This is a genomic window from Streptomyces sp. NPDC051207 (assembly GCF_040682395.1).
Lineage (GTDB): Bacteria > Actinomycetota > Actinomycetes > Streptomycetales > Streptomycetaceae > Streptomyces.
In genome coordinates this window covers 37,441-58,977 of record NZ_JBFBAX010000021.1, presented here as the reverse complement: position 1 = coordinate 58,977, position 21,537 = coordinate 37,441, and the positions used below count along the sequence as shown (strand labels likewise).

19 protein-coding genes are annotated in these 21,537 nt (G+C 73.4%); 12 read left to right on the top strand and 7 right to left on the bottom strand.

The features are described from left to right. Positions 1–16: 16 nt before the first annotated feature. The 7 genes from AB0M97_RS20925 (at position 17) to AB0M97_RS20895 (ending at position 8,976) form a co-directional block, all read left to right on the top strand. Positions 17–634, top strand: coding sequence for a TetR/AcrR family transcriptional regulator (locus AB0M97_RS20925; protein WP_365962477.1), 618 nt, complete (start codon positions 17–19; stop codon positions 632–634). A gap of 167 nt (positions 635–801) precedes the next feature. Then, positions 802–3,054 (top strand): molybdopterin oxidoreductase family protein, encoded by a 2,253-nt coding sequence (locus tag AB0M97_RS20920; protein WP_365962413.1) that lies wholly within the window; start codon positions 802–804, stop codon positions 3,052–3,054. 354 nt (positions 3,055–3,408) lie between these two features. Beyond that, positions 3,409–3,978 carry a hypothetical protein gene (locus AB0M97_RS20915; RefSeq protein WP_365962412.1) on the top strand — a complete coding sequence of 190 codons (570 nt, stop codon included), beginning with the start codon at positions 3,409–3,411 and terminating at the stop codon, positions 3,976–3,978. Continuing rightward, positions 3,962–4,807, top strand: coding sequence for a class F sortase (locus tag AB0M97_RS20910; protein WP_365962411.1), 846 nt, complete (start codon positions 3,962–3,964; stop codon positions 4,805–4,807). Before AB0M97_RS20915 ends, AB0M97_RS20910 begins: the two co-directional genes overlap by 17 nt. A 171-nt stretch (positions 4,808–4,978) precedes the next feature. After that, a complete protein-coding gene (locus tag AB0M97_RS20905; protein WP_365962410.1) occupies positions 4,979–6,313 on the top strand; it encodes an ABC transporter ATP-binding protein in 1,335 nt (444 codons plus the stop codon). Positions 6,314–6,438: 125 nt separating this feature from the next. Then, positions 6,439–7,827, top strand: a complete 1,389-nt coding sequence (locus AB0M97_RS20900; RefSeq protein ID WP_365962409.1) for an aldehyde dehydrogenase family protein — start codon at positions 6,439–6,441, stop codon at positions 7,825–7,827. 63 nt (positions 7,828–7,890) lie between these two features. Next, positions 7,891–8,976, top strand: a complete 1,086-nt coding sequence (locus AB0M97_RS20895; RefSeq protein ID WP_365962408.1) for a Zn-dependent alcohol dehydrogenase — start codon at positions 7,891–7,893, stop codon at positions 8,974–8,976. A gap of 297 nt (positions 8,977–9,273) precedes the next feature. On the opposite strand, the gene AB0M97_RS20890 is transcribed toward AB0M97_RS20895, so the two are convergent. The 3 genes from AB0M97_RS20890 to AB0M97_RS20880 form a co-directional block, all read right to left on the bottom strand. Beyond that, entirely contained in the window at positions 9,274–10,224 is a 951-nt protein-coding gene (locus AB0M97_RS20890; protein WP_365962476.1) for a DMT family transporter, read from the bottom strand. 576 nt (positions 10,225–10,800) lie between these two features. Then, complete coding sequence (locus AB0M97_RS20885; RefSeq protein ID WP_365962407.1) at positions 10,801–11,514, bottom strand: winged helix-turn-helix domain-containing protein; 714 nt, start codon at positions 11,512–11,514, stop codon at positions 10,801–10,803. Positions 11,515–11,603: 89 nt separating this feature from the next. After that, positions 11,604–12,245 carry a TetR/AcrR family transcriptional regulator gene (locus tag AB0M97_RS20880; protein WP_365962406.1) on the bottom strand — a complete coding sequence of 214 codons (642 nt, stop codon included), beginning with the start codon at positions 12,243–12,245 and terminating at the stop codon, positions 11,604–11,606. Positions 12,246–12,334: 89 nt separating this feature from the next. On the opposite strand from AB0M97_RS20880, the gene AB0M97_RS20875 reads away from it, so the two are divergent. The 3 genes from AB0M97_RS20875 (at position 12,335) to AB0M97_RS20865 (ending at position 14,662) form a co-directional block, all read left to right on the top strand. Next, positions 12,335–13,486 (top strand): acyl-CoA dehydrogenase family protein, encoded by a 1,152-nt coding sequence (locus AB0M97_RS20875; RefSeq protein WP_365962405.1) that lies wholly within the window; start codon positions 12,335–12,337, stop codon positions 13,484–13,486. A 99-nt stretch (positions 13,487–13,585) separates the two neighbouring features. Further along, complete coding sequence (locus AB0M97_RS20870; RefSeq protein WP_365962404.1) at positions 13,586–13,873, top strand: YiaA/YiaB family inner membrane protein; 288 nt, start codon at positions 13,586–13,588, stop codon at positions 13,871–13,873. Between the two features lie 123 nt (positions 13,874–13,996). Next, positions 13,997–14,662 carry a TetR/AcrR family transcriptional regulator gene (locus AB0M97_RS20865; RefSeq protein ID WP_365962403.1) on the top strand — a complete coding sequence of 222 codons (666 nt, stop codon included), beginning with the start codon at positions 13,997–13,999 and terminating at the stop codon, positions 14,660–14,662. Positions 14,663–14,721: 59 nt separating this feature from the next. Here AB0M97_RS20865 and AB0M97_RS20860 read toward each other — a convergent pair whose 3' ends face one another. After that, positions 14,722–15,183 (bottom strand): MaoC family dehydratase, encoded by a 462-nt coding sequence (locus tag AB0M97_RS20860; RefSeq protein WP_365962402.1) that lies wholly within the window; start codon positions 15,181–15,183, stop codon positions 14,722–14,724. 187 nt (positions 15,184–15,370) lie between these two features. On the opposite strand from AB0M97_RS20860, the gene soxR reads away from it, so the two are divergent. Then, positions 15,371–15,880: a redox-sensitive transcriptional activator SoxR gene (gene soxR, locus AB0M97_RS20855; protein ID WP_365962401.1), complete on the top strand. Its 510-nt coding sequence runs from the start codon at positions 15,371–15,373 to the stop codon at positions 15,878–15,880. 398 nt (positions 15,881–16,278) lie between these two features. On the opposite strand, the gene AB0M97_RS20850 is transcribed toward soxR, so the two are convergent. Further along, positions 16,279–16,722 carry a hypothetical protein gene (locus tag AB0M97_RS20850; protein ID WP_365962400.1) on the bottom strand — a complete coding sequence of 148 codons (444 nt, stop codon included), beginning with the start codon at positions 16,720–16,722 and terminating at the stop codon, positions 16,279–16,281. A 228-nt stretch (positions 16,723–16,950) separates the two neighbouring features. Between AB0M97_RS20850 and AB0M97_RS20845 the strand changes: the two genes are divergently transcribed. Then, entirely contained in the window at positions 16,951–19,851 is a 2,901-nt protein-coding gene (locus AB0M97_RS20845; protein WP_365962399.1) for a BTAD domain-containing putative transcriptional regulator, read from the top strand. Between the two features lie 160 nt (positions 19,852–20,011). Here AB0M97_RS20845 and AB0M97_RS20840 read toward each other — a convergent pair whose 3' ends face one another. Together AB0M97_RS20840 and AB0M97_RS20835 are read right to left on the bottom strand one after the other, a co-directional pair. Continuing rightward, entirely contained in the window at positions 20,012–20,776 is a 765-nt protein-coding gene (locus AB0M97_RS20840; RefSeq protein ID WP_365962398.1) for a 3-keto-5-aminohexanoate cleavage protein, read from the bottom strand. Positions 20,777–20,852: 76 nt separating this feature from the next. After that, entirely contained in the window at positions 20,853–21,455 is a 603-nt protein-coding gene (locus AB0M97_RS20835; protein ID WP_365962397.1) for a hypothetical protein, read from the bottom strand. Positions 21,456–21,537 lie beyond the last annotated feature (82 nt).

Here is a 21,537-nt window from a genome sequence, read left to right as displayed (position 1 = left end):
CTTCCGGAACGGCATGATGAGCCCCGTGCCCCACCCGACATCGCTACGGCGCGCACCCGTTCAGCGGCGCAGTGCCGAACGGCTGGCCCGCATCCTCGACGCCTGCGCCGACCTGCTGGACGAGGTCGGCTACGACGCCCTGAGCACCCGGTACGTCGCGCAGCGCGCCGGCGTGCCCATCGGCTCGGTCTACCGGTTCTTCGGCAACAAGCGGGAGATGGTCAACGCGCTCGCCCAGCGCAACCTGGAGCGGTACGCCGACCGGATCACCGAGCGCCTGCGGCAGTCCGGCGACAAGGGCTGGCGCGCGGCCGTGGACACCGTCCTGGACGAGTACCTGGAGATGAAGCGCACCGCGCCGGGCTTCTCCCTGGTCGACTTCGGCAACCAGATCCCGGTCGGCGCGCGTGACGGCGAGCCGAACACCCGGGTCGCCGACCGTTTCACCGAGCTGTTCGCCGGCCATTTGCGGCGCGAGCCGGACGAGGAGCTGCGGCGCGTCTTCCTGGTCGCCGTGGAGACCGCGGACACGCTGGTCCACCTCGCCTTCCGCATGGCGCCCGGGGGCGACCCGAGGATCATCGCGGAGACGCGCGAGATCCTGCGGGCGTATCTGGCGCGGGTGCTGGACTGACACGGGTGCTGGACTGACCCGGCCGGCGACGCGGAACGGCCGACCGTGGCGGGCGGCGACGCGGAAGACCGCGCGGCGGTGTCACGCAGGGCCCTCCCCAACATGCCTACCGGTCGGTATGCTCGCGGGACATCGAGCGTCACCGCCGCCACCCTCCGGGAGGACCCGTGTCCCGCACCGCTCTGCGCATCTGCCCCCTGTGCGAGGCCACCTGCGGGCTGACCCTCACCGTCGACGGCACTCGTGTCACCTCCGCCCGCGGCGACCGCGACGACGTGTTCAGCAAGGGGTTCATCTGCGCCAAGGGCGCCGCCTTCGGGGCCGTCGACGGCGACCCCGACCGGCTGCGCGGCCCGCTGGTGCGCCGCGACGGCGAGCTGCGCGAGGCCACCTGGGAGGAGGCCTTCGCCGCGGTCGCCGCCGGCATCCGCCCCGTCGTGGAGCGCCACGGCCCGCACGCCGTGGGCGTCGTCCTCGGCAACCCGAACGTGCACACCATGGCCGGCGGCCTCTACCCCCCGCTCCTGATCGGCGGACTCGGCACGCGCAGCGTCTTCAGCGCCTCCACGGTGGACCAGATGCCCAAGCACGTGGCCTGCGGGCTGCTGTACGGCGACGCCAACCTGATCCCCGTACCCGACCTGGACCGCACCAGCCACCTGCTGCTCATCGGCGCCAACCCGCTGGAGTCCAACGGCAGTCTGTGCACCGCCCCCGACTTCCCCGGCAGGCTCAAGGCCCTCAAGGCACGCGGCGGCACGCTCACCGTCATCGACCCGCGCCGCACCCGCACCGCCGGGCTCGCCGACCGGCACATCGCCATCCGCCCCGGCGCCGACGCCCTGCTCCTCGCGGCGATGGCGCACGTCCTCCTCGAAGAGGACCTGGCCGATCCGCGCGACCTGACCCCGCACCTCCAGGGCCTCGACCAACTCGCCGACGCCCTGCGGGACTTCACGCCCGAGGCCGTCGCCGGCGCCTGTGACGTCGGCGCGGACACCATCCGCGCCCTCGCCAGGGAACTCGCCGCCGCGCCCACCGCGGCCGTCTACGCGCGCATCGGCAGCTGCACCGTCCCGCACGGCACCCTCGCCAGCTGGCTCGTGGACGTCCTCAACATCCTCACCGGCAACCTCGACCGGCCCGGCGGCGCCCTCTTCCCGCAGGCCGCCACCGACCGGACGCCGCGCCCCGCCGGACCCGGCCGCGGATTCACGCTGGGGCGCTGGCGCTCCCGGGTGAGCGGGCATCCGGAGGCCAAGGGCGAGGTGCCGCTGTCCGCGCTCGCCGAGGAGATCGACACCGCCACCGCCGACGGCGAGCCGGTCCGCGCCGTGATCACCGTCGCCGCCAACCCCGTGCTGTCCGCACCCGACGGCCACCGCCTCGACAAGGCCCTGGGCTCCCTCGACTTCATGGTCAGCGTCGACCCGTACCTGAACGAGACCTCGCGCCACGCCGACGTCGTACTGCCGCCGCCCCCGCCGAGCCAGAGCCCGCACCACGACGTCGCCTTCAACAGGCTCGCCGTCCGCAACCAGGTCCGCCACACCCGCCCCGCCGTCCCGCTGGAGCCCGGTCGCATGGCCGAGACGGAGATCCTGGCCCGGCTGATCCTCGCCGTGACCGGCATGCACGGCGCCGATCCGGCCGCCGTCGACACCATGGTCGTCGAGCAGACCCTCGCCGCAGCGGTCGAGGAGGCACACTCCCCGGTGCACGGCCGGGACCCGCGGGAACTGGCCGCGCAGCTCACCGGCGTCGACGGCCCCGAGCGGCGGCTCGACATGATGCTCCGCCTCGGCCCGTACGGCGACGGCTTCGGCGCCCGCCCCGGCGGGCTGTCCCTGGCCAGGCTGCTCGACCACCCGCACGGCATCGACCTGGGCCCCCTCGCCCCCCGGCTGCCGCAGCCCCTCAAGACCCGCAGCGGCAAGGTGGAACTGCTGCCGGGGCCGATCGCCGAAGACCTGCCGCGCCTGCGCCGGGCCATGACCGAACGCGCCGAAGGGCTCGTCCTCGTCGGCCGCCGCCATCTGCGCTCCAACAACAGCTGGATGCACAACGTGCCCGCGCTGACCGGCGGCACCAACCGCTGCACCCTGCACATCCACCCCGAGGACGCCGCACGCCTCGGCGTGACCGACGGCGCCCCGGTGCGGGTGAAGGGCGCCGGGGGAGAGGTCACCGCCCCCGCCGAGGTCACCGACGTCGTCCGCCCCGGCGTGGTGAGCCTGCCGCACGGCTGGGGACACGACCGTCCCGGCACCCGGCTGCGCCACGCCGCGACCGATCCCGGCGTCAACGTCAACCAGCTCCTCGACGGCAGTCTGCTCGACCCGCTGTCCGGCAACGCGGTCCTCAACGGCGTGCCGGTCAAGCTCGCGCCCGTGACCGCTCAGCTCGGCCCGGTGACCTGAGCAGGGCCGCGACCTGGAGTTCTGCGCTTATTGCTCGCAGGCCAACGTCTTGTTGACGCCGCTTGACGGGACCTAACGTCGCTCGCACCGCCGGCCCTGGTGGGATGTTCAACGGCGAACGTGAGGTTTCCATCCATGCTGACCGTCCTCGGCTTCGCCATGATCACGGCGGGCCCGGCCCGCCGCGGGGCAGGAAATCCAGGCCTCCGGGTGCACCGTTCCGGTCACGTTTGGGCCGAAAGGGGGATATCTGACGGTTCATCCGGCGTTGTCTCCGTGATTCCGCGTCAAACGTGACGCAGAGTCAGACGCAGAGTGATTTGTATGAAAATCACCTGACTCGGAGGAAAGTACATGACCACCTCGGTCCGTCCGCGCCGCGCCGCCGCGCTCGCGGTTCTCGCCACCGCGGGATCCATGCTCCTCGCGGCACCCACGGCCTCCGCCGCCCCCGGCGACAACGGAGACATCAAGATCCACTCGGCCACCACCGCGGCCGACGACCCCGTCAACGAGCCGAAGGTGTGCGACTTCTACCTCGCCGCCTTCAACTTCGCCCCGGGCCAGACCGTGAACTGGACCGTCGAGACCCAGCCGAAGGTCCCCAACGGCCCCACCGAGAGCGGCGTCCTCACGCTGCCGACCGGTGCCGGCAAGACCAAGAACCTGAAGCTTCCGGACGGCACCTACAAGGTCACCTGGAAGACCGTCGGCGGCATGGGCGCCGACAAGCAGAAGACGTTCAAGGTCGACTGCCCCGACGACCCGGCCTCGCCCAACGGCGGTCCCCCGGCGGGCGGCGGCGGCCTGGCCCGCGACGACGCCTTCACCTCGGTCGCGGGCGCCGCGGGCGTCGGCATGGCCGCGGTCGGTGGAGTCGCCTGGCTCCGGCTGCGTCGTCGCGCCGATGGCACGGCCTCCTGAGCGCAGCGGCCGGCCCGTCAGCCGGACGCGCGCCTACCGCCTGACGCGGACGGTCCTCGTGGCCGTCTGCCTGGTGGCGGGCGGCGTCTGGTGGGCCCAGGACGACGAGCCCGGAGCGGCCACCGCCGCTCCGGGCCCCGCGGCGACCCGCCCGGACGGCACGTCCCACGCCGCCGGGCGGGCCCCCGCACGGACGGCCGCCCCGGCCGCCCCGCCCGGCGCCAGGCGGAGCCCTCCGCCCGGCGCGCCCACCAGGCCGAGTGCCCCGGCCGCCGCGCCCGCCAGACCCGGCTCCCCGGCCGCCCGGCCCGCCGCGCCGCGTCCCCCGGCCGCGCCCCGGTCCCTGCCGCCGTCCCGCGCCACCCGCCTGTCGGTCCCCTACCTCGACGTCGACGCCCCGGTCATGGGCCTGGAACTCGACTCGCGGCGCCGGATGACGGCCCCGCCCGACGACGACCCCAACCTGGTCGGCTGGTACACGGGCGGTCCCACCCCCGGCGAGAACGGCACCGCCGTCGCCGTCGGTCACCTCGACACCGCGCAGGGTCCCGCCGTCTTCGCGGGCCTGACCGAGCTGCAGCCCGGCCGCCGCATCGAGGTCCGGCGCGCCGACGACCGCACCGCCGTCTACACGGTCGACGCCGTCAAGTCGTACGAGAAGGACGATTTCCCCGACGAGGAGGTGTACGGCCACCGGGGCCGTCCCGAACTGCGGCTGATCACCTGCGGCGGCAGCTACGACCGGCGCAATGGCTACTCCGGGAACGTGGTCGTCTTCGCCCACCTCGCGCAGGTCCGCGACCCGGGCCGGGCCCCCGCGGCGAACTGAATCCGGGCGTCCGCTTTCTCACCTGCTGAGCCGCGGCGTCCGATCCCGCCCTGTCTCTTCCCCCGAGTGCGCACATTCCGTTAACTTCCGTGACCCACAACCCCGTACGGCCCGTGCGGGGCACCGACCGCGGAGCACCAGCGCCCAGTGAGCCCTCGGGGGCACCTCGCCATGACACGCGCCATCTCCCTGCACGACGTCAGCAAGTCCTACACCCGCGGCACCCGCGTGGTGGACCGGCTGTCCCTGGACATCTCACCGGGTGAGTTCCTCGTGCTGCTCGGCCCGTCCGGGTGCGGCAAGTCCACGGTGCTCCGGATGATCGCCGGGCTGGAGGAGATCGACGAGGGCCGCCTCTTCCTCGACGGCGAACTCTCCAACGAACTGCCGCCGTCCGGGCGCGACATGGCGATGGTGTTCCAGAACTTCGCCCTCTACCCGAGCATGACCAGCCGCGACAACATCGGCTTCCCGCTGCGCATCGAGAACCCCGGCGGCGACCCCCGCCCGCGCGTGGACGCCACCGCCCGCATGCTCGGCATCGAGGACCTCCTCGACCGATTCCCGAGCCAGCTCTCCGGCGGCGAACGCCAGCGCGTCGCCATGGGCCGGGCCATCGCCCGCCACCCCTCGGCCTTCCTGATGGACGAGCCGCTGTCCAACCTCGACGCCAAGCTCCGCAACCACCTGCGCGCCGAGATCTCCAAGCTCACCCGCGAACTGGGCGTCACCACCGTCTACGTCACCCACGACCAGTCGGAGGCCATGTCGCTCGGCGACCGGGTCGCCGTCCTGCGCGGCGGAGTCCTCCAGCAGGTCGACACCCCCCGCATGGTCTACGGGCTGCCCGCCAACGTCTTCGTCGCCGCCTTCATCGGCACTCCGCGCATCAACCTGCTGCGCGGCCTGGTCCGGGCGCCCCTCGACGGCGCGATGACCGTCAGCCTCGGCAAGCAGTTCCTGCGGCTGCCCGAACCGCTGTCGTTGGACCACCAGTTGCTCCGGGTCCAGCAGGGCCGCGAGATCATCGTGGGGCTGCGCTCGGAGGCCGTCCGGATCGCCCAGCCCGCCGCCGCCCGGCCCGGCGAGGTGCCGCTCACCGGACTCGTGGAGCACGTGGAGTACCAGGGCCACGAGAATCTCGTGCACTTCAACACCGGCTCGCGCCCCGCCGTCGTCCCCGACTTGGAGGCGCCGCGCCCCGCGCCGCCCGTCCGCCGGCGCCGCCGGGAGGGCACCGTCCTGGACCGGCTCAAGGAGAAGGCGGGCGCCCTGCGCGCCGGCCCGGTGGTCGTGCTCGACCACCCCGCGGACGACGGGCCCGAACCCGCGCGCGCCGATCCCCGGCTGCCCGGCGACCTCATCGTCCGCACCACGCCGGACATCGCCCTGCGCCACGGCATGCAGGTCCCGCTGCTCGTCGACCTCGCCCACATGTTCGTCTTCGGCCAGGACGGCGAACGGATCTGCCCCACCCCGGAGCGGCTGCCGGACCTGGGGGCGTGAACCGGGTCGACTTCCGAGCCTCCGGCGGGCAGGGTGAGCCGTGCCATGCGGACCGCCCCTGGTGCCGGAAAACTAACAGCGCTAGTTTGGGGTGCGGACGACGACGCCCGCCCGGAGGGAACGCCATGAAGGCACACGACGGCATGTACATCGACGGCGCCTGGCGCCCGGCCGCCGGCCAGGACGTGATCGAGGTCGTGAACCCGGCCGACGAGCAGATCATCGGCCAGGTCCCGGCGGGCAACGCCCTGGACATCGACGCCGCCGTACGGGCCGCGCGCGCCGCCCTCGCCGGGTGGGCCGCCACCCCGCCCGCCGAGCGGGCCGCGCGCATCGCCGCCCTGCGGGACGTGCTGGTCGCCCGCAAGGACGAGATCGCCGGGACCGTCACCGCCGAACTCGGCTCGCCGCTGAAGTTCTCGCAGGCCGTGCACGTGGGCGCCCCGATCGCGGTGGCGGGCTCGTACGCCGAGCTGACCGCGTCGTACCCCTTCGAGGAGAAGGTCGGCAACTCGACCGTCTACCAGGAGCCCATCGGCGTCGTCGCCGCCATCACGCCCTGGAACTACCCGCTGCACCAGATCGTCGCCAAGGTCGCCCCGGCGCTCGCCGCGGGCTGCACCCTCGTCCTCAAGCCCGCCGAGGACACCCCGCTGACCGCCCAGCTGTTCGCGGAGGCGGTGCACGAGGCCGGCGTCCCGGCGGGCGTCTTCAACCTGGTGACCGGCCTCGGCCCGGTCGCGGGCCAGGCCCTCGCCGAGCACCCCGGCGTCGACCTGGTGTCCTTCACCGGCTCCACCGCCGTCGGCCGGCGGATCGCCGCCACGGCCGGCGCCGCCGTCAAGAAGGTCGCCCTCGAACTCGGCGGCAAGTCCGCCAACGTCATCCTGCCCAGCGCCGACCTCGCCAAGGCCGTCAACGTCGGCGTCGCCAACGTCATGTCCAACTCCGGCCAGACGTGCAGCGCCTGGACCCGGATGCTGGTGCACTCCGCCCAGTACGACGAGGCCGTGGAACTGGCCGCCGCCGCTGCCGCCAAGTACGGCGACCGCATCGGCCCGGTCGTCAACGCCAAGCAGCATGAGCGGGTGCGCGGCTACATCGAGAAGGGCGTCGCCGAGGGCGCCCGCCTGGCCGCAGGCGGCCCCGAGGCCCCCCGCGACAAGGGCTACTTCGTCAGCCCGACCGTCTTCGCCGACGTCACCCCGGGCATGACCATCGCCCAGGAGGAGATCTTCGGCCCGGTCCTGTCGATCCTGCGCTACGAGGACGAGGACGAGGCCCTGGACATCGCCAACGGCACGGTCTACGGCCTCGCCGGCGCCGTGTGGGCGGGCGACGAGGCCGAGGCGGTGGCCTTCGCGCGCCGGATGGAGACCGGCCAGGTCGACATCAACGGCGGACGCTTCAACCCGCTGGCGCCGTTCGGCGGTTACAAGCAGTCGGGCGTCGGCCGCGAACTCGGCACGCACGGGCTGGCCGAATACCTCCAGACCAAGTCGCTGCAGTTCTGACCCGACCCGAGGCCCCCGCACCCTTCGCCCGTCGTCCTCCCGCCCCAGGAGAGTTGCCCCGCCATGGCTGTTCGCGCCGCCGTCCTGCCCGCCGTCGGCTCCCCGCTGGAGATCGCCGAGATCGACCTGCCCGACCCCGGACCCGGCCAGGTCCGCATCCGGCTCGCCGCGGCCGGCGTCTGCCACTCCGACCTGTCCCTGACCAACGGCACCATGCGACTCCCCGTCCCGGCCGTCCTCGGCCACGAGGGCGCGGGCACCGTCGTCGCCGTCGGCGAGGGCGTCGGGCACCTCGCGCCCGGCGACGCCGTCGTCCTCAACTGGGCGCCGGCCTGCGGAAACTGCCACGCCTGCGTGCTCGGCGAGGTCTGGCTGTGCGCCAACGCGCTGGCCGGCGCCGCCGAGGTGCACGCCCGCCGCACCTCCGACGGCACGGAACTGCACCCCGGCCTGAACGTCGCCGCGTTCGCCGAGGAAACCGTGGTGCACGAGTCCTGCGTGCTGCCCGTGCCGGACGGCGTGCCGCTCACCGACGCCGCCCTGCTCGGCTGCGCCGTCCTCACCGGCTACGGCGCCGTCCACCACTCCGCCAAGGTCCGTCCCGGCGAGACGGTGGCCGTGTTCGGCGTCGGGGGAGTGGGGCTGGCCACCCTCCAGGCCGCGCGGATCGCGGGCGCCTCGAAGATCGTCGCGGTCGACGTCTCCCCGGAGAAGGAGGAACTCGCGCGCGGCGCGGGCGCCACCGACTACGTCGTCGCCTCCGACACCACCGCCCGCGAGATCCGCGCCCTCACCGGCAAGCAGGGCGTCAACGTGGCCGTCGAGTGCGTCGGCCGCGCGGTCACCATCCGCACCGCCTGGGAATCCACCCGGCGCGGCGGACGCACCACGGTCGTCGGCATCGGCGGCAAGGACCAGCAGGTCACCTTCAACGCCCTGGAGATCTTCCACTGGGGCCGCACCCTCTCCGGCTGCGTCTACGGCAACTCCAACCCGGCCCAGGACCTCCCGGTACTCGCCGACCACATCCGCACCGGCCGCCTGGACCTCGGCGCCCTGGTGACGGAGCGCATCGCCCTGGAGGGCATCCCGGCGGCGTTCGAGAACATGGTGGCGGGCAAGGGCGGACGGGCGTTGGTGATCTTCTGACCGGCCGTCCCGGCCGTCTCATCGGCTGAGGGGGTGGGGATCGGGGCGCGGGCCCGGGCTGCGGTGTGGCGCCGACCGCTTGCGTCCGCGGACCTTGGCCGGGTCCGGCTCGCCCCACGGCCGCCGGCCGGGCGGTACCCGGCGCGCGGGGTCGGCGCCGAGCACTCGTCGATGGCCGCGTGAGGCTGCATCGCCGTGCTCGCCGTCGGCCTGCGGTCGGTGGAAGCCCCTGGCCGACCGGACGCGCGCCCGAGCCGGCTCAGCGGTGCCGGCTGCCCTGGCGCGCGCCGGGTCTGCTCAGCGGGCCGGGTCCGGGGCGTCCGGCACCACCGGGGTCTCCGGGGCCGGCGTCGTCCGGGGCACCGCCAGTGCCCGCGACCGGGACACCGCCACGCCCGCCAGGCACAGCGCCCCGCCGGCCAGGGTGAGCGGCCCCGGTACCTCACCGAGCGCCAGCCACGACATCAGCACCACCAGCGCGGGTACCGCGTACGTCGTCGCGCCCATCCTGCTGGCCGTCGTCCGCGCCAGGGCGTACGCCCACGTCGTGAAGGCGAGCGCGGTCGGGAAGATGCCGAGGTAGATCATGTTGAGGGTCGCGGAGGCCGGGGCGCCGGCCGCCTCCTGGACGAGCTGCCCGGCGAACGGCAGACAGGCCACCGCCCCGACCAGGCAGCCGAACGTCGTCACCTGCAACGGGCTCGCCGCGCCCAGCGCGGGCTTCTGGGCGACGACACCGCCCGCGTACGCGACGGCCGCGAGCAGGCAGAGCACCACGCCGAGCACCGAGGCGCCGCCCTCGCCCGACATCGACAGCCCGACGGTCACCGCCCCCGCGAAGGACACCGCCATGCCCGCCAGCAGCCGCGGCGGCATCGCGTCACCGAGCAGCCGCGCGCCGAGCAGGGCGATCAGCACCGGGCCGATGTTCACGACCAGCGCGGCCGTGCCCGCGTCGACCTGCTGCTCGCCCCAGTTGAGGGCGACCATGTAGAAGCCGAACCACAGCACCCCGGATATCGCGATCCCGCGCCACGCGCCCCGCGGCGGGAGCCCTTCCCGGCGTATCAGGCAGATGACGGCCAGCGCCAGCGCGCCGGACAGCAGCCGGCCGAGCGCGAGCGCGCCCGGCGAGTAGGCCTCGCCCGCGCTGCGGATCGAGACGAAGGCGGAGGCCCACAGCACGACGGTGACGGCCGCCGCACCGGCGGCGAGCAGTTCCGTGCGACGGGCGGGGACGGTGCTCATCATGCTCCAGAGGGTAGGTAAGGAATCGGACAGCGGTCTCGCGGATTCCGGACGACGGGCCCGACCCGCTCGGCACGGCCCGGCTGGCGCGGCTCGGCCCAGCCAAGCCGGGGTCGGTCCGGTCCGGCTCGGTCCAGCCGGGCGAGGCTCGGTCCAGGTTCGTCCGGCTCGGCCCAGCCATGCCGGGCTCCGCCCAGCCCGGCCAGGTCAGGTCAAGCTCGGTCCGGTCCGGTCCGCCCGGTTCGGCCCAACCCTGTCCGGCTCGGCCCAACTCGGCCCGGCCAAGCTCGGTCCCGTCCGGTCCCGTCCGGTCCCGTCTACTCAGGCTCGGTCCGGCAGGCCCAGCCATGTCGGGCTCGGTCCAGCCAGGCCAGGCCAGGTCAAGACCGGGTCCCGTCCGGTCCGGCAGGCCCGGCTCGGCAGGCCCTGCCCAGCTCGCCCCGCCCCGCCCCGGCTCCGCCCGGCCAAGCCCTGCCCGGCCGGGCCCCGCCAAGCCCCGCCCGGCTCGGTCGGTACGGCCCGGTCCCACCCTTTCGCGGCCGGAGTGCGCTGGTATGCGGGGCCTGGCCTCCCTGCTCAGCGCAACAGCACCACGTCGATGCCGAGCAACGTCGACAGGGCTGTCTCGCCCGACGCAGTCACCCGCACCGCCCGTTCCGAGCCGATGCGCACGCACCAGCCCGTGTCCAGGGCGTGCCGGCACAGGGCCGCGCCCGCGACGCCGGCGAGATGTGGGCGCCGTTCGGTCCAGTCGAGGCAGGCACGGGCGAGCGGGCGCCGGCCACGGCGGTCCAGGACGATCCCGGCCGCCGCGAACCACGCCAGTCCCGCGTCCGTCAGCGCGAACCCGGTGTCCTGGCGCAGCAGCCCGCGTGCCGTCAGCGCATCGGTCACCGCGATGCCGAGCCGCCCGGCGAGATGGTCGTAGCAGGTCCGGCCGCGGGCCATCGCCGACCCGGCGCTCGCCTCGCGCAGCGTGCGCGGGCGCGACGGCACGGCGTCCGGCGCGACCTGCGCGGCCAGGTCCTCGACGAGCTGCGCGACCCGCGCGTCGGCCAGCCGCACGTACCGGTGCCGCCCCTGGCGTTCCTCGGCGAGCAGTCCGCCCGCGACGAGCCTGCCGAGATGACCGCTGAGCGTCGACGCGGCCACGCCCGCGTGCCGTGCCAGCTCGCCGGCGGTCCACGCGCGCCCGTCGAGCAGCGCCAGCAGGCAGGCGGCCCGCGTCTCGTCGGCGAGCAGTGCGGCGAGCCGCGCCAGCTGCGCCGCCCGGACGTCCCTTGAGGTCATGCGTCCAGGGTGCGGCACACACACTTCGGCCTTCGCCGAACCATCCCGCAGGGGCGTCGGACGGCCCCCGCGAAGCACCCCCGGGAACGTCAGACAGTCCGCGCCACCCGCTCGTACTGCGCCGCCAACCCGTCCAGCAGCGCCGCGAGCCCCGTCTCGAAGGCCCGTTCGTCGATCTTGTCCTGCTGCTCGGCGAGGAGGTGGGCCTGCCCCAGGTGGGGATAGTCGGTGGGGTCGTAGGCGCTCGCGTCGTCGACGAAGCCGCCGGCGAAGGAACCGAGCGCGGAGCCCATGATGAAGTACCGCATCAGCGCGCCGATGGAGGTGGCCTGCGCGGGCGGCCAGCCGGCGTCGACCATCGCGCCGTACACCGCGTCCGCGAGCCGGAGCGCGGCCGGGCGGCGGCCGGGGCCGCGGGCGAGCACGGGGACGATGTTCGGGTGGTCGCGCAGGGCGGTCCGGTAGGAGACGGCCCAGTCGTGCAGCGCGGTCCGCCAGTCCCGGCCGTCCTCGAACATCGACAGGTCGACCTGGGCGCTCACCGAGTCGGCGACCGCCTCCAGGATCTCGTCCTTGGTCCGGAAGTGGTTGTAGAGCGAGGGCCCGCTGACCCCCAGTTCCGCGGCGAGCCGGCGCGTGGAGACGGCGGCGAGGCCCTCCGCGTCCACGAGCGCACGGGCCGTCTCGACGATCCGGTCGGTGCTGAGCAGGGGCTTGCGCGGTCGGGCCATGGCGCACATAGTAGGGCTGCACCTGGAAACTAGCAGTGCTAATTTAAATGTACGGCTTTCAAGATCCGTCTTCTGTGGGGTGACTCGGCATGAACCTGGAGCTCAGCGAGGAGCAGACCGCCGTCCGGCAGCTCGCCCGGGACTTCGTGGAGCGCGAGATCGCCCCCCATGTCGTGGCCTGGGACCGCGCCGAGGAGGTGGACCGCGCCATCGTGAAGAAGCTGGGCGAGGTCGGCTTCCTCGGCCTGACCGTCGACGAGGAGTACGGCGGCTCGGGCGGCGACCACCTCGCGTACTGCCTGGTCACCGAGGAACTCGGCCGCGGCGACTCCTCGGTGCGCGGCATCGTCTCCGTCTCGCTGGGCCTGGTCGCCAAGACGATCGCCACCTGGGGCGACGAGGAGCAGAAGCGGCAGTGGCTGCCGGGCCTGACCTCCGGCGCGTACGTCGGCTGCTTCGGCCTGACCGAGCCCGGCACCGGGTCCGACGCCGGGAACCTCGCCACGCGCGCGGTGCGCGACGGCGGCGACTTCGTCATCAACGGCAGCAAGATGTTCATCACCAACGGCACCTGGGCCGACGTCGTGCTGCTCTTCGCCCGCTCCACCGACGCGCCCGGCCACAAGGGCGTCTCCGCCTTCCTGGTCCCCGCCGACACGCCCGGCCTGACCCGCCGCACCGTGCACGGCAAGCTCGGCCTGCGCGGCCAGGCCACCGCCGAACTGGTCCTGGAGGACGTCCGCGTCCCCGCCTCCGCCCTGCTCGGCGAAGAGGGCCAGGGCTTCAAGGTCGCCATGTCCGCCCTCGCCAAGGGCCGGATGTCGGTCGCCGCCGGCTGCGTCGGCATCGCCCAGGCGGCCCTGGACGTGGCCGTCAAGTACGCCGGGGAGCGCGAGCAGTTCGGCAAGACCATCGCCCACCACCAGCTCGTCCAGGAGCTGATCAGCGACATCGCGGTCGACGTGGACGCCGCCCGGCTGCTCACCTGGCGGGTGGCCGACCTCGTCGACCGGGGACGGCCGTTCGCCGTGGAGTCCTCCAAGGCCAAGCTCTACGCCTCGGAGGCCGCCGTCCGCGCCGCCAACAACGCCCTCCAGGTCTTCGGCGGCTACGGCTACATCGACGAGTACCCGGCGGGCAAACTGCTGCGCGACGCCCGCGTGATGACCCTCTACGAGGGCACCAGCCAGATCCAGAAGCTGGTCATCGGGCGCGCCCTGACAGGGGTCTCCGCGTTCTGAGGCGCCGACCGCCGCAGCCTGCCCACGCGGCCCACTGAGTACGACACCTGAGTATCCCGGCGGATGTGGTGCCCGCCACGTCCGCCGATCCTTGTCCCCATGAGCGAGACACCGGTCAAACAGCAGAACACGGCCGCCTTCTACGGCCAGGCCGTCGCGTCCTTCGCCGTCGCCCTCGCGGCCACGGCCCTCGGCATCCTCAACCTCGACACCGACATGTGGGTGCGCGCCTTCCTCGGCATCGCCGTCCTCTACCTCGTCACGTCCGCCTTCACCCTCGCCAAGGTCGTCCGGGACCGCCAGGAGGCCGGGCAGATCGTGAGCCGCGTCGACCAGGCGAGGCTCGAGAAGCTGCTCGCCGAGCACGACCCCTTCCAGAAGCTCTGAAACCGAAGCTCTGAAACCTAAGCTCTGCAGCCGTGCGGCTCCGCAGCTCCGAGCGATCATGCTAAGCGCTCGCTCACCTTCGGGGGTATGGTGATACCCCTGTCGGAGAGTGAGGGGTGAGTGATGAGTACGGCGGAGGAGACGGCCGGCGGTGAGGCGCAGGCGTGGGGCGAGGTCACGCCCGACGCGGCCCGGCGACTGCTGATCGCCGCCGTGGAGGCCTTCGCCGAGCGGGGCTACCACGCGACGACGACCCGTGACATCGCGGGCCGCGCCGGTATGAGCCCGGCCGCGCTCTACATCCACTACAAGACGAAGGAAGAACTGCTCCACCGCATCAGCCGGATCGGCCACGAGAAGGCCCTGCAGATCCTGCGGACCGCGTCGAGCGGCGAGGGTGGCGCCGCCGAGCGGCTCGCCCGCGCGGTCAGCTCCTTCGTCCGCTGGCACGCCGGAGGGCGCACCACGGCCCGGGTCGTGCAGTACGAACTCGACTCGCTCGGCCCCGAGGCCCGCGCCGAGATCCTCGCGCTGCGCCGCAAGGTCGACGGCGAGATCCGCGGCATCATCGAGGACGGCGTCGCCACGGGCGAGTTCGACGTCCTTGACGTACATGGCACGACGCTGGCGATCCTCTCGCTCTGCATCGACGTGGCCCGCTGGTTCAACGTGGACGGCCCGCGCACGCCCGACGAGGTCGGCGCCCTCTACGCCGACCTCGTGCTGCGCATGGTCGGGGCCAGGACGGCCCACGGCGGGCACGGGCCCTCTGACGATGCCCGGAGGTAGCGGGCGCGGAGCCCCCGGCGACGCTCAGAGGTAGTGGCGCGCCACCGACTCGGCCACGCTCAGAGGTAGTAGCGCGCCACCGACTCGGCCACGCACACCGGCTTGTCGCCGCCCTCGCGCTCCACGGTGAACGCGAGCGTCAGCTGCACACCGCCGGTCACGTCCTCGACGTCCGCGATCCGCGCGGTGGCGCGCAGCCGTGAGCCGACCGGCACGGGGGCGGGGAAACGGACCTTGTTGGTGCCGTAGTTGACGCCCATCTTCACGCCCTCGACGCCGATCAGCTGCGGCCCGAACAGCGGCAGCAGCGACAGGGTGAGATAGCCGTGCGCGATGGTCGTGCCGAACGGGCCCGCCGCCGCCTTCTCCGGATCGACGTGGATCCACTGGTGGTCGCCGGTGGCCTCCGCGAACAGGTCGATCCGCTTCTGGTCGACCTCCAGCCAGTCGGTGTACCCCAGCTGCTCGCCCACCGCCGCCTTCAGTTCGTCGGCGGAGGTGAAGATCCTCGGCTCTGCCATGTCGCTGGCCTCCCGCGTCGCAAGTCCGGTCCTACGTCTAAGCGACTGCTTAGCATGGTCGTCCCGGCGTTCCCTGTCAACGGAAGCGGGGCGGGGAGAGTGAGGCCAAGGGGACGGGGAGCGGAGGGCAAGGAGGGCGGGAGAGTGGTGGGCAAGGGGCAAGGGAGCGGTCGGTAGGCTTCGGGGAGTGCCCCAGATTCCCGAGAAGATCCACGAGCTCACGGTCGGCCAGCTCGCCGCGCGCAGCGGCGCCGCCGTCTCCGCCCTGCACTTCTACGAGGCCAAGGGCCTGATCAGCAGCCGCCGCACCACGGGCAACCAGCGCCGCTACAGCCGTGACACCCTGCGCCGCGTCGCCTTCATCCGGGCCGCGCAGCGCGTCGGCATCCCGCTGGCCACGATCCGCGAGGCGCTCGCCGAACTCCCCGAGGAGCGCACCCCGACCCGCGAGGACTGGGCGCGGCTGTCCGAGGCCTGGCGCTCCGAACTGGACGAGCGGATCAACCAGCTGAACCGGCTCCGCGACCACCTGACCGACTGCATCGGCTGCGGCTGCCTCTCCCTGGACGGCTGCGTCCTGTCCAACCCGGACGACGTCTTCGGCGAACGCCAGGCCGGCTCCCGCCTGCTGGTGGAACAGTCCGGCACCCGCCGCCGTGGCGGAACGCCACGACGAGGGCGGGAGACCCGAGGCTGATCCGCCGACGGCCTGCGGTGGCCGGCTCGACCGCCTACCGGTTCCGGACCGGAACGCAGTGGGTCCACCTGCCGCAGAAGCGCGGCAACTGGCGAGGTGTCCACAACCGGGTGCGGATGTGGGCCGTCGAGGTCACCCGGGAGCGGGTGTGCACCGCCCCGGTGGCAAGCCGACGGGGAGGACGACCTGGCCCGGCCGGCGCCGGTGGACTCCACGATCGTGCGCTCACCAGCACGCGGCCGGGGCCCGTGGAAGGGGCCCCGGCCGGTGAGCCGGACGACCATGCCATCGGCCGCTCCCGCGGCGGACCGACCACGAGGACTCCCCCCGCGGCCGACGGCCGGTACCGGCCACCGACGTTCGTCCTCTGGTCCGCACGCCGATCCGAGCGAAACCGCCTAGTAGTTGAACTGGATGTAGCCTCCGATTCCCGCGTCCCCGCTCGGGCTCCGGCGGATGCACTCGAGTTGGACCCTGGGGTTGGACCCGGTGTTGCCCAGCCATGTCCAGAGGTTGTACGTGGGGTCGATGTACCTCACGTCGAAGCGGCCCCCGTTGACGACGATGCGACAGGCCTCCCCTCCGGCCGCGTGGTTGTTGACCAGGAGGTGAACGCTCGGGGACCCGCCGGGGTACCAGACGGCCTCGGCGGGGAATTCGCTTGACGAGGGGCTGCACGTCGTCCAGGTGTCCGCCGACCCGCAGTAGAACGCCGTCCGCCACGAATCCTGGGCGCCCGCCGGCCCGCTCGCCGCTGCGGGCGCCGCCTGTGCTCCGGGCGCCGTTGCCAGGAGTGTGCTGGCGGCGGCTGCCAAGAACACGCTGCCGATGAATTTTCTCATCGTTCTCTCTCCTCAGCTCTCTTGATCGAATGGTGGTTCGCCCCCGGTCCGCCGCCGCACGGATGCCTTCGGCGACCGGCCGGCGGGAACGGGCGGGGACAGGGATCACCGTGTCGCGTGCCGTCCCCGTGACGTCATCACCGCGTCACCATCGGCCGCTGGGCGGGCATTTCCGTGAACGCTATGCTGTGGTCGAGTCACTTTCGGTCAGGGGAGAGCTTCGGGGGGATGGACTTTCGCGTACTCGGCGCGCTGGAGGTCTGGACGGGCTGTGAGCGGGTGCTGGTGCCCGGAGCGCGTCGTCAGCGGGTGCTGGCGGCGTTGCTGCTGGCACCGAACTCGGTGGTGCCGCTGTCCAGGCTCACCGAGATGACCTGGGACGACGAGCCTCCCGCCACCGCCGTCAAGCAGCTGCAGAACTCTGTCTCGGCACTGCGCGAACGCTTGGGTCGCGACGGCCGGCGGCTCATCCTCACCGAGGAACCCGGCTACCGGATCCGCGTCGGTGGGGAGGAGCTCGACTCGCTCCGGTTCGCCGCCGGGCTCGCCGACAGCCGCCGCCACGCCGCCGAGGGAAGGCTGGACCGGGCAGTCGAGGTGATCCGGACGGCGCTGAGTCTCTGGCGCGGGACCGCGCTCGGCGGGCTGGGCACCGCGGCGCTGACCAGATCCGCCGCACGGCTGGACGAGCAGCGGCTCAACGCGCTGGAGCTGTGTGCCGGGTGGCGGCTGGAGCTGGGCGAGCACCACGAGGTCGTCGACGACCTCACAGACCTCGTGCACGACCACCCACTGCGCGAAGGGCTGCACGCGCAGCTGATGACGGCGCTGGACCACTGTGGCCGGCGCGCGGACGCGCTGCACGTTTTCCACCGCCTCAGGACCCGTCTCGCCGAAGAACTCGGAGTCGGCCCCGGAGCCGATGTGCAGCGGCTGCACGAGCGGATCCTGCGCGGTGAACCCCGGCCCCGCCGGGACAGCCCCACCCGGGCCGTCGCCATCCTGCCCGCCCCGGGGCCGCCCCGGTCCGTCGCGTCACCGGTGCCCCGGCAGCTGCCACAGCCGATCCGCGACTTCACCGGCCGCGCCGACCACCTGGCCGCGCTCGACGCCCTGTTACCGCCGGCCGGCGGGCAGGCCGTGGTGATCTCCGCGCTCGACGGTTCGGGCGGGGTAGGCAAAACCACGCTCGCGGTGCACTGGGCCCACCGCGTCCAGGACCGGTTCCCGGACGGCACCCTGCACACCAACTTACGCGGTTACGGTCCCGGCAAGCCCGCGAGCCCGGACGAGGTGCTCGAGGACTTCCTGGTCGCGCTCGGTGTGCATCCGGCGGCGGTGCCCGCCGGGACCGGCGCGCGCTCGGGACTGTTCCGCACGCTGGCGGCGGGACGGCGCATGCTGATCGTGCTGGACAACGCCAACAGCGCCGAACAGGTCCGGCCGCTGCTGCCGGGCGCTCCCGGATGCATGGTGCTGGTGACCAGCCGCGACAGCCTGACCGGCCTGGTGGTCACCGAAGCCGCGCACCGGCTCACCCTCGACGTGCTCTCCCCGGCCGAAGCCTTGAGCCTGGTCGTCGGCATCATCGGCCCCGTCCGGGCCCAGGCGGAACCAGCCGCGGTGGAGAACCTCGTCCGGCTGTGCGCGCGGCTGCCGCTGGCGCTGCGGATCGCCGCCGGGCGGGCGGCGGCGTACGAACAGGTCCGCGTCACCGACATCGTCGCCGAACTCGCCGACGAGGACGTCAGACTCGACGCACTGAGCTGGGGCCAGGACCCCTACGCCGCGGTCCGCAACGTTCTCGAGTGGTCCTACGAACAATTGACTGCTCCGCAGGCCAACCTCTTCCGGCGCCTCGGCCTGCACCCCGGTCCGGACATCTCGGCACCCGCTGCGGCGGCCCTCGCGCGCCTGCCACCACGCGAGGCACGGCATCTGCTCAACGCGCTGGCCGACGCGCACCTCATCGAACCGGTCACGCACGACCGGTACCGCTTCCACGACCTCCTGCGCGCCTACGCGGACGAGTTGGCCCGTGAACACGACACCGAGGACGAGCGCCGCCACGCCCTCGACGCGGTGCTCACCTGGTACAGCCACACCGCTCACACCGCCGACCGCCGCCTGTACCCCACCTGCACACGCCTGGTGACGGACCCCGCCACGCCCGCCCACCCCCACCCCATAGCCGACCGTGACCAGGCATGGGCGTGGTTCACCGCCGAACGGGCCAATCTGGTCGCCGCCCTGCACCACGCCGTCGACCGCGCCATGGACCGGTACGCCCTGCACTTCGTCGACGCCCTGGGCTTCCTCGTGCTCATGGGCGGCTGGCAGGAACGCATCGACACCGCCACCGCAGGCCTGCGCGCGGCACAGCGGTCCGGCCGGCGCGAGCACGAAGCCAACGTCCTGCTCGCCCGCGGAGAGGCACTGGCGCACCTGCACCATCCCGACGCAGAGCAGGACCTCGTCCGCGCCTGCGCACTCGCCCGGGATGCCGGCAACATCCACATCCAGATCGCCGCCCGCACCGAACTCGGCCAGCTGCTGCGCCGGCAGACCCGGTTCGCCGAAGCACTGCACCACTTCGCCGAGGTGCGCGTCCTCAGCAGAGGCTTCGACACCGGACGGTGGGAAGCGGTCGCGGAGGGCAACCTCGCCAACCTCCACGCCGATCTCGGCAACCACCGGCAAGCCATCGAGCACGGCACACGCAGCGCGCAGCTGCGCCACCGGCTCGGCGACACCGACGGCGAGGCATGCGCCCTGTCGGCCATCGCCCGGGGCCGGCAGGGCATCGGCGACCACGACACGGCGATCACGCACTGCCGACGCGCGATCGCACTGGGCCGCGCGTCCCTCGGCAGCCACGACGAGACACTCGCCTGGCCCCTCGCCGTCCTCGCCACATCGCTGAACCACCTCGGACGCGTGGAGGAGGCCCTTGCCTGCTGGCAGGAAGCCGCCGCGATCTACACCGACCGAGGGCTGGACGCCGACGCCGCCACGATGCACCACCACATCCGAACGGCAGCCCGTCTGCCCACCGGTCCGCCGCCCACTCCCGGGACACCGGGTGGCGACACGGTCCGGCCCCGCACAGACGGGAGGCGGACCACGTAGGCGGTGTCGTCCGGCCAGGTGGACGGCCGCGGTCCACTCCTCACGGGCCCCGATGCGGCGCCACTGCTTCAGGCGGTTGATGCACCGCCCGACGGCGTGCCCTGCGTGCGGCAGGTGGACCACTGCGTCCCGGTCCGGAACTTGTCGGCGAGTGCGTCGATCAATCAGTTGACGCAGACGAAACCGCCTGGCCTCCGCCCGCCACCCCCCGCTCGCGCGCGTACTCCGCCAGCGCCTGCGTCACCAACCGCGCGTTCGACACCGCGGGCGTGCCGTCCGGCAGGAACAGCGTGTCCTCCAGGCCGATCCGGGTCGCCAGGCCCAGCCGGGCGGCCAGGCGCAGCACCGGCCAGGTGCCGCCGTCCTCGCCGTGCAGCAGGACCGGGCGGCCGTGGCCGGTGTCCAGGTCGGCCAGCAGGGCGCGGGCCGTGTCCGCCGCCGTACGCGGTACGGGATCCGTCACCTCGGCGAGCACCCGGAGCACCCTGGGCGCGAGCGGCGACGCCGCGAACCGGGCCGCGCCGTCCGTGCCGGACCAGATGCCGGCCTCCACCCCGACACCCCGGTCGAGCAGCGCGGCGGCGACCTCCTCGGCGCCCGGCTCGTGCCAGTTGACCGACGCGTGGTCCGGCAGGACGGTCCAGCCGCGCACGCGCTCCACCCGCGCCGCGGCGTCCGGCTCGGCCCACGCGCCGGTGGTCACCCCGACCGGCACCCGCACCCGGGCCCGTATCGCCACGAGCGTCGCGGCGATCACCCGGGGCGACAACGTGTCCCGCCCGCACGGCGTCTTCGGGTGGACGTGGATGTCGGTGGCGCCCGCCGCGACCGCGAGGGCGGCCGACCCGGCCAGCGCCCCGGGGGACAGCGGCACCATCGCACCGTCGGCGGCTCCACGGGCGCCGTTCAGGCAGACCTGCACCATGCCCCCGATGGTGCCAGGCACCGTCGGGTAAGGGGGTGCGGCGTCCCCGTCGCACCCCCGACGGGCTCGGGCGTGGTCAGGCGGACACCAGCATGCGCCCGTGCCTGGCGTCCGCCAGGGCCTGCGGTGTCAGGACCGGACGCGGCACCAGGATGCCGCAGTCCGTGCAGACCGGGCCCGCCGACGGCTCGTGGTCCAGGCCGTACTTCCACACCAGCCGTTCCCCGCCGCACACCGGGCAGTCCGTGCCCGGTTCGCGCTCCAGGGCGGCGATCAGCCGGCGCAGCACCTCGGCCAGCGGCTCACGGGGATGCAACCGCGGGTCGTCGCACCAGGCCACGCCGAACCCACCCCAGGTCAGGCGGTGCCAGTCGTCCACGCTGCCCGGCCTGCGCAGCCCGTCGTGCTTCTCCTTCCTGCGGCGCTCGGCGAACTCGACCTCGTAGGCGAGCCACACCGCGCGCGCCTCCTCCAGTTCCTCCAGTGCGGCCACGAGCCGCGCCGGGTCGGGGGAGCGGTCCTCGGGGCCGAACCCGGCCCGGGAGCACAGATGGTCCCAGGTCGCCCTGTGCCCGTAAGGGGCGAACCGCTCAAGGCACTTGCGCAGTGAGTAGCGCCGTAGCGCCAGGTCGCACCGTGGATCACGGACCTGTCTTGCGAGACTCCGGAAACCGGCCATCGCCTTGCACCTCCGTCACACCTGCACCTTGTTTTCCGGTCACTTCGGCGTCGTCGTGAGGACGTCTCGGAATGGACGTGTC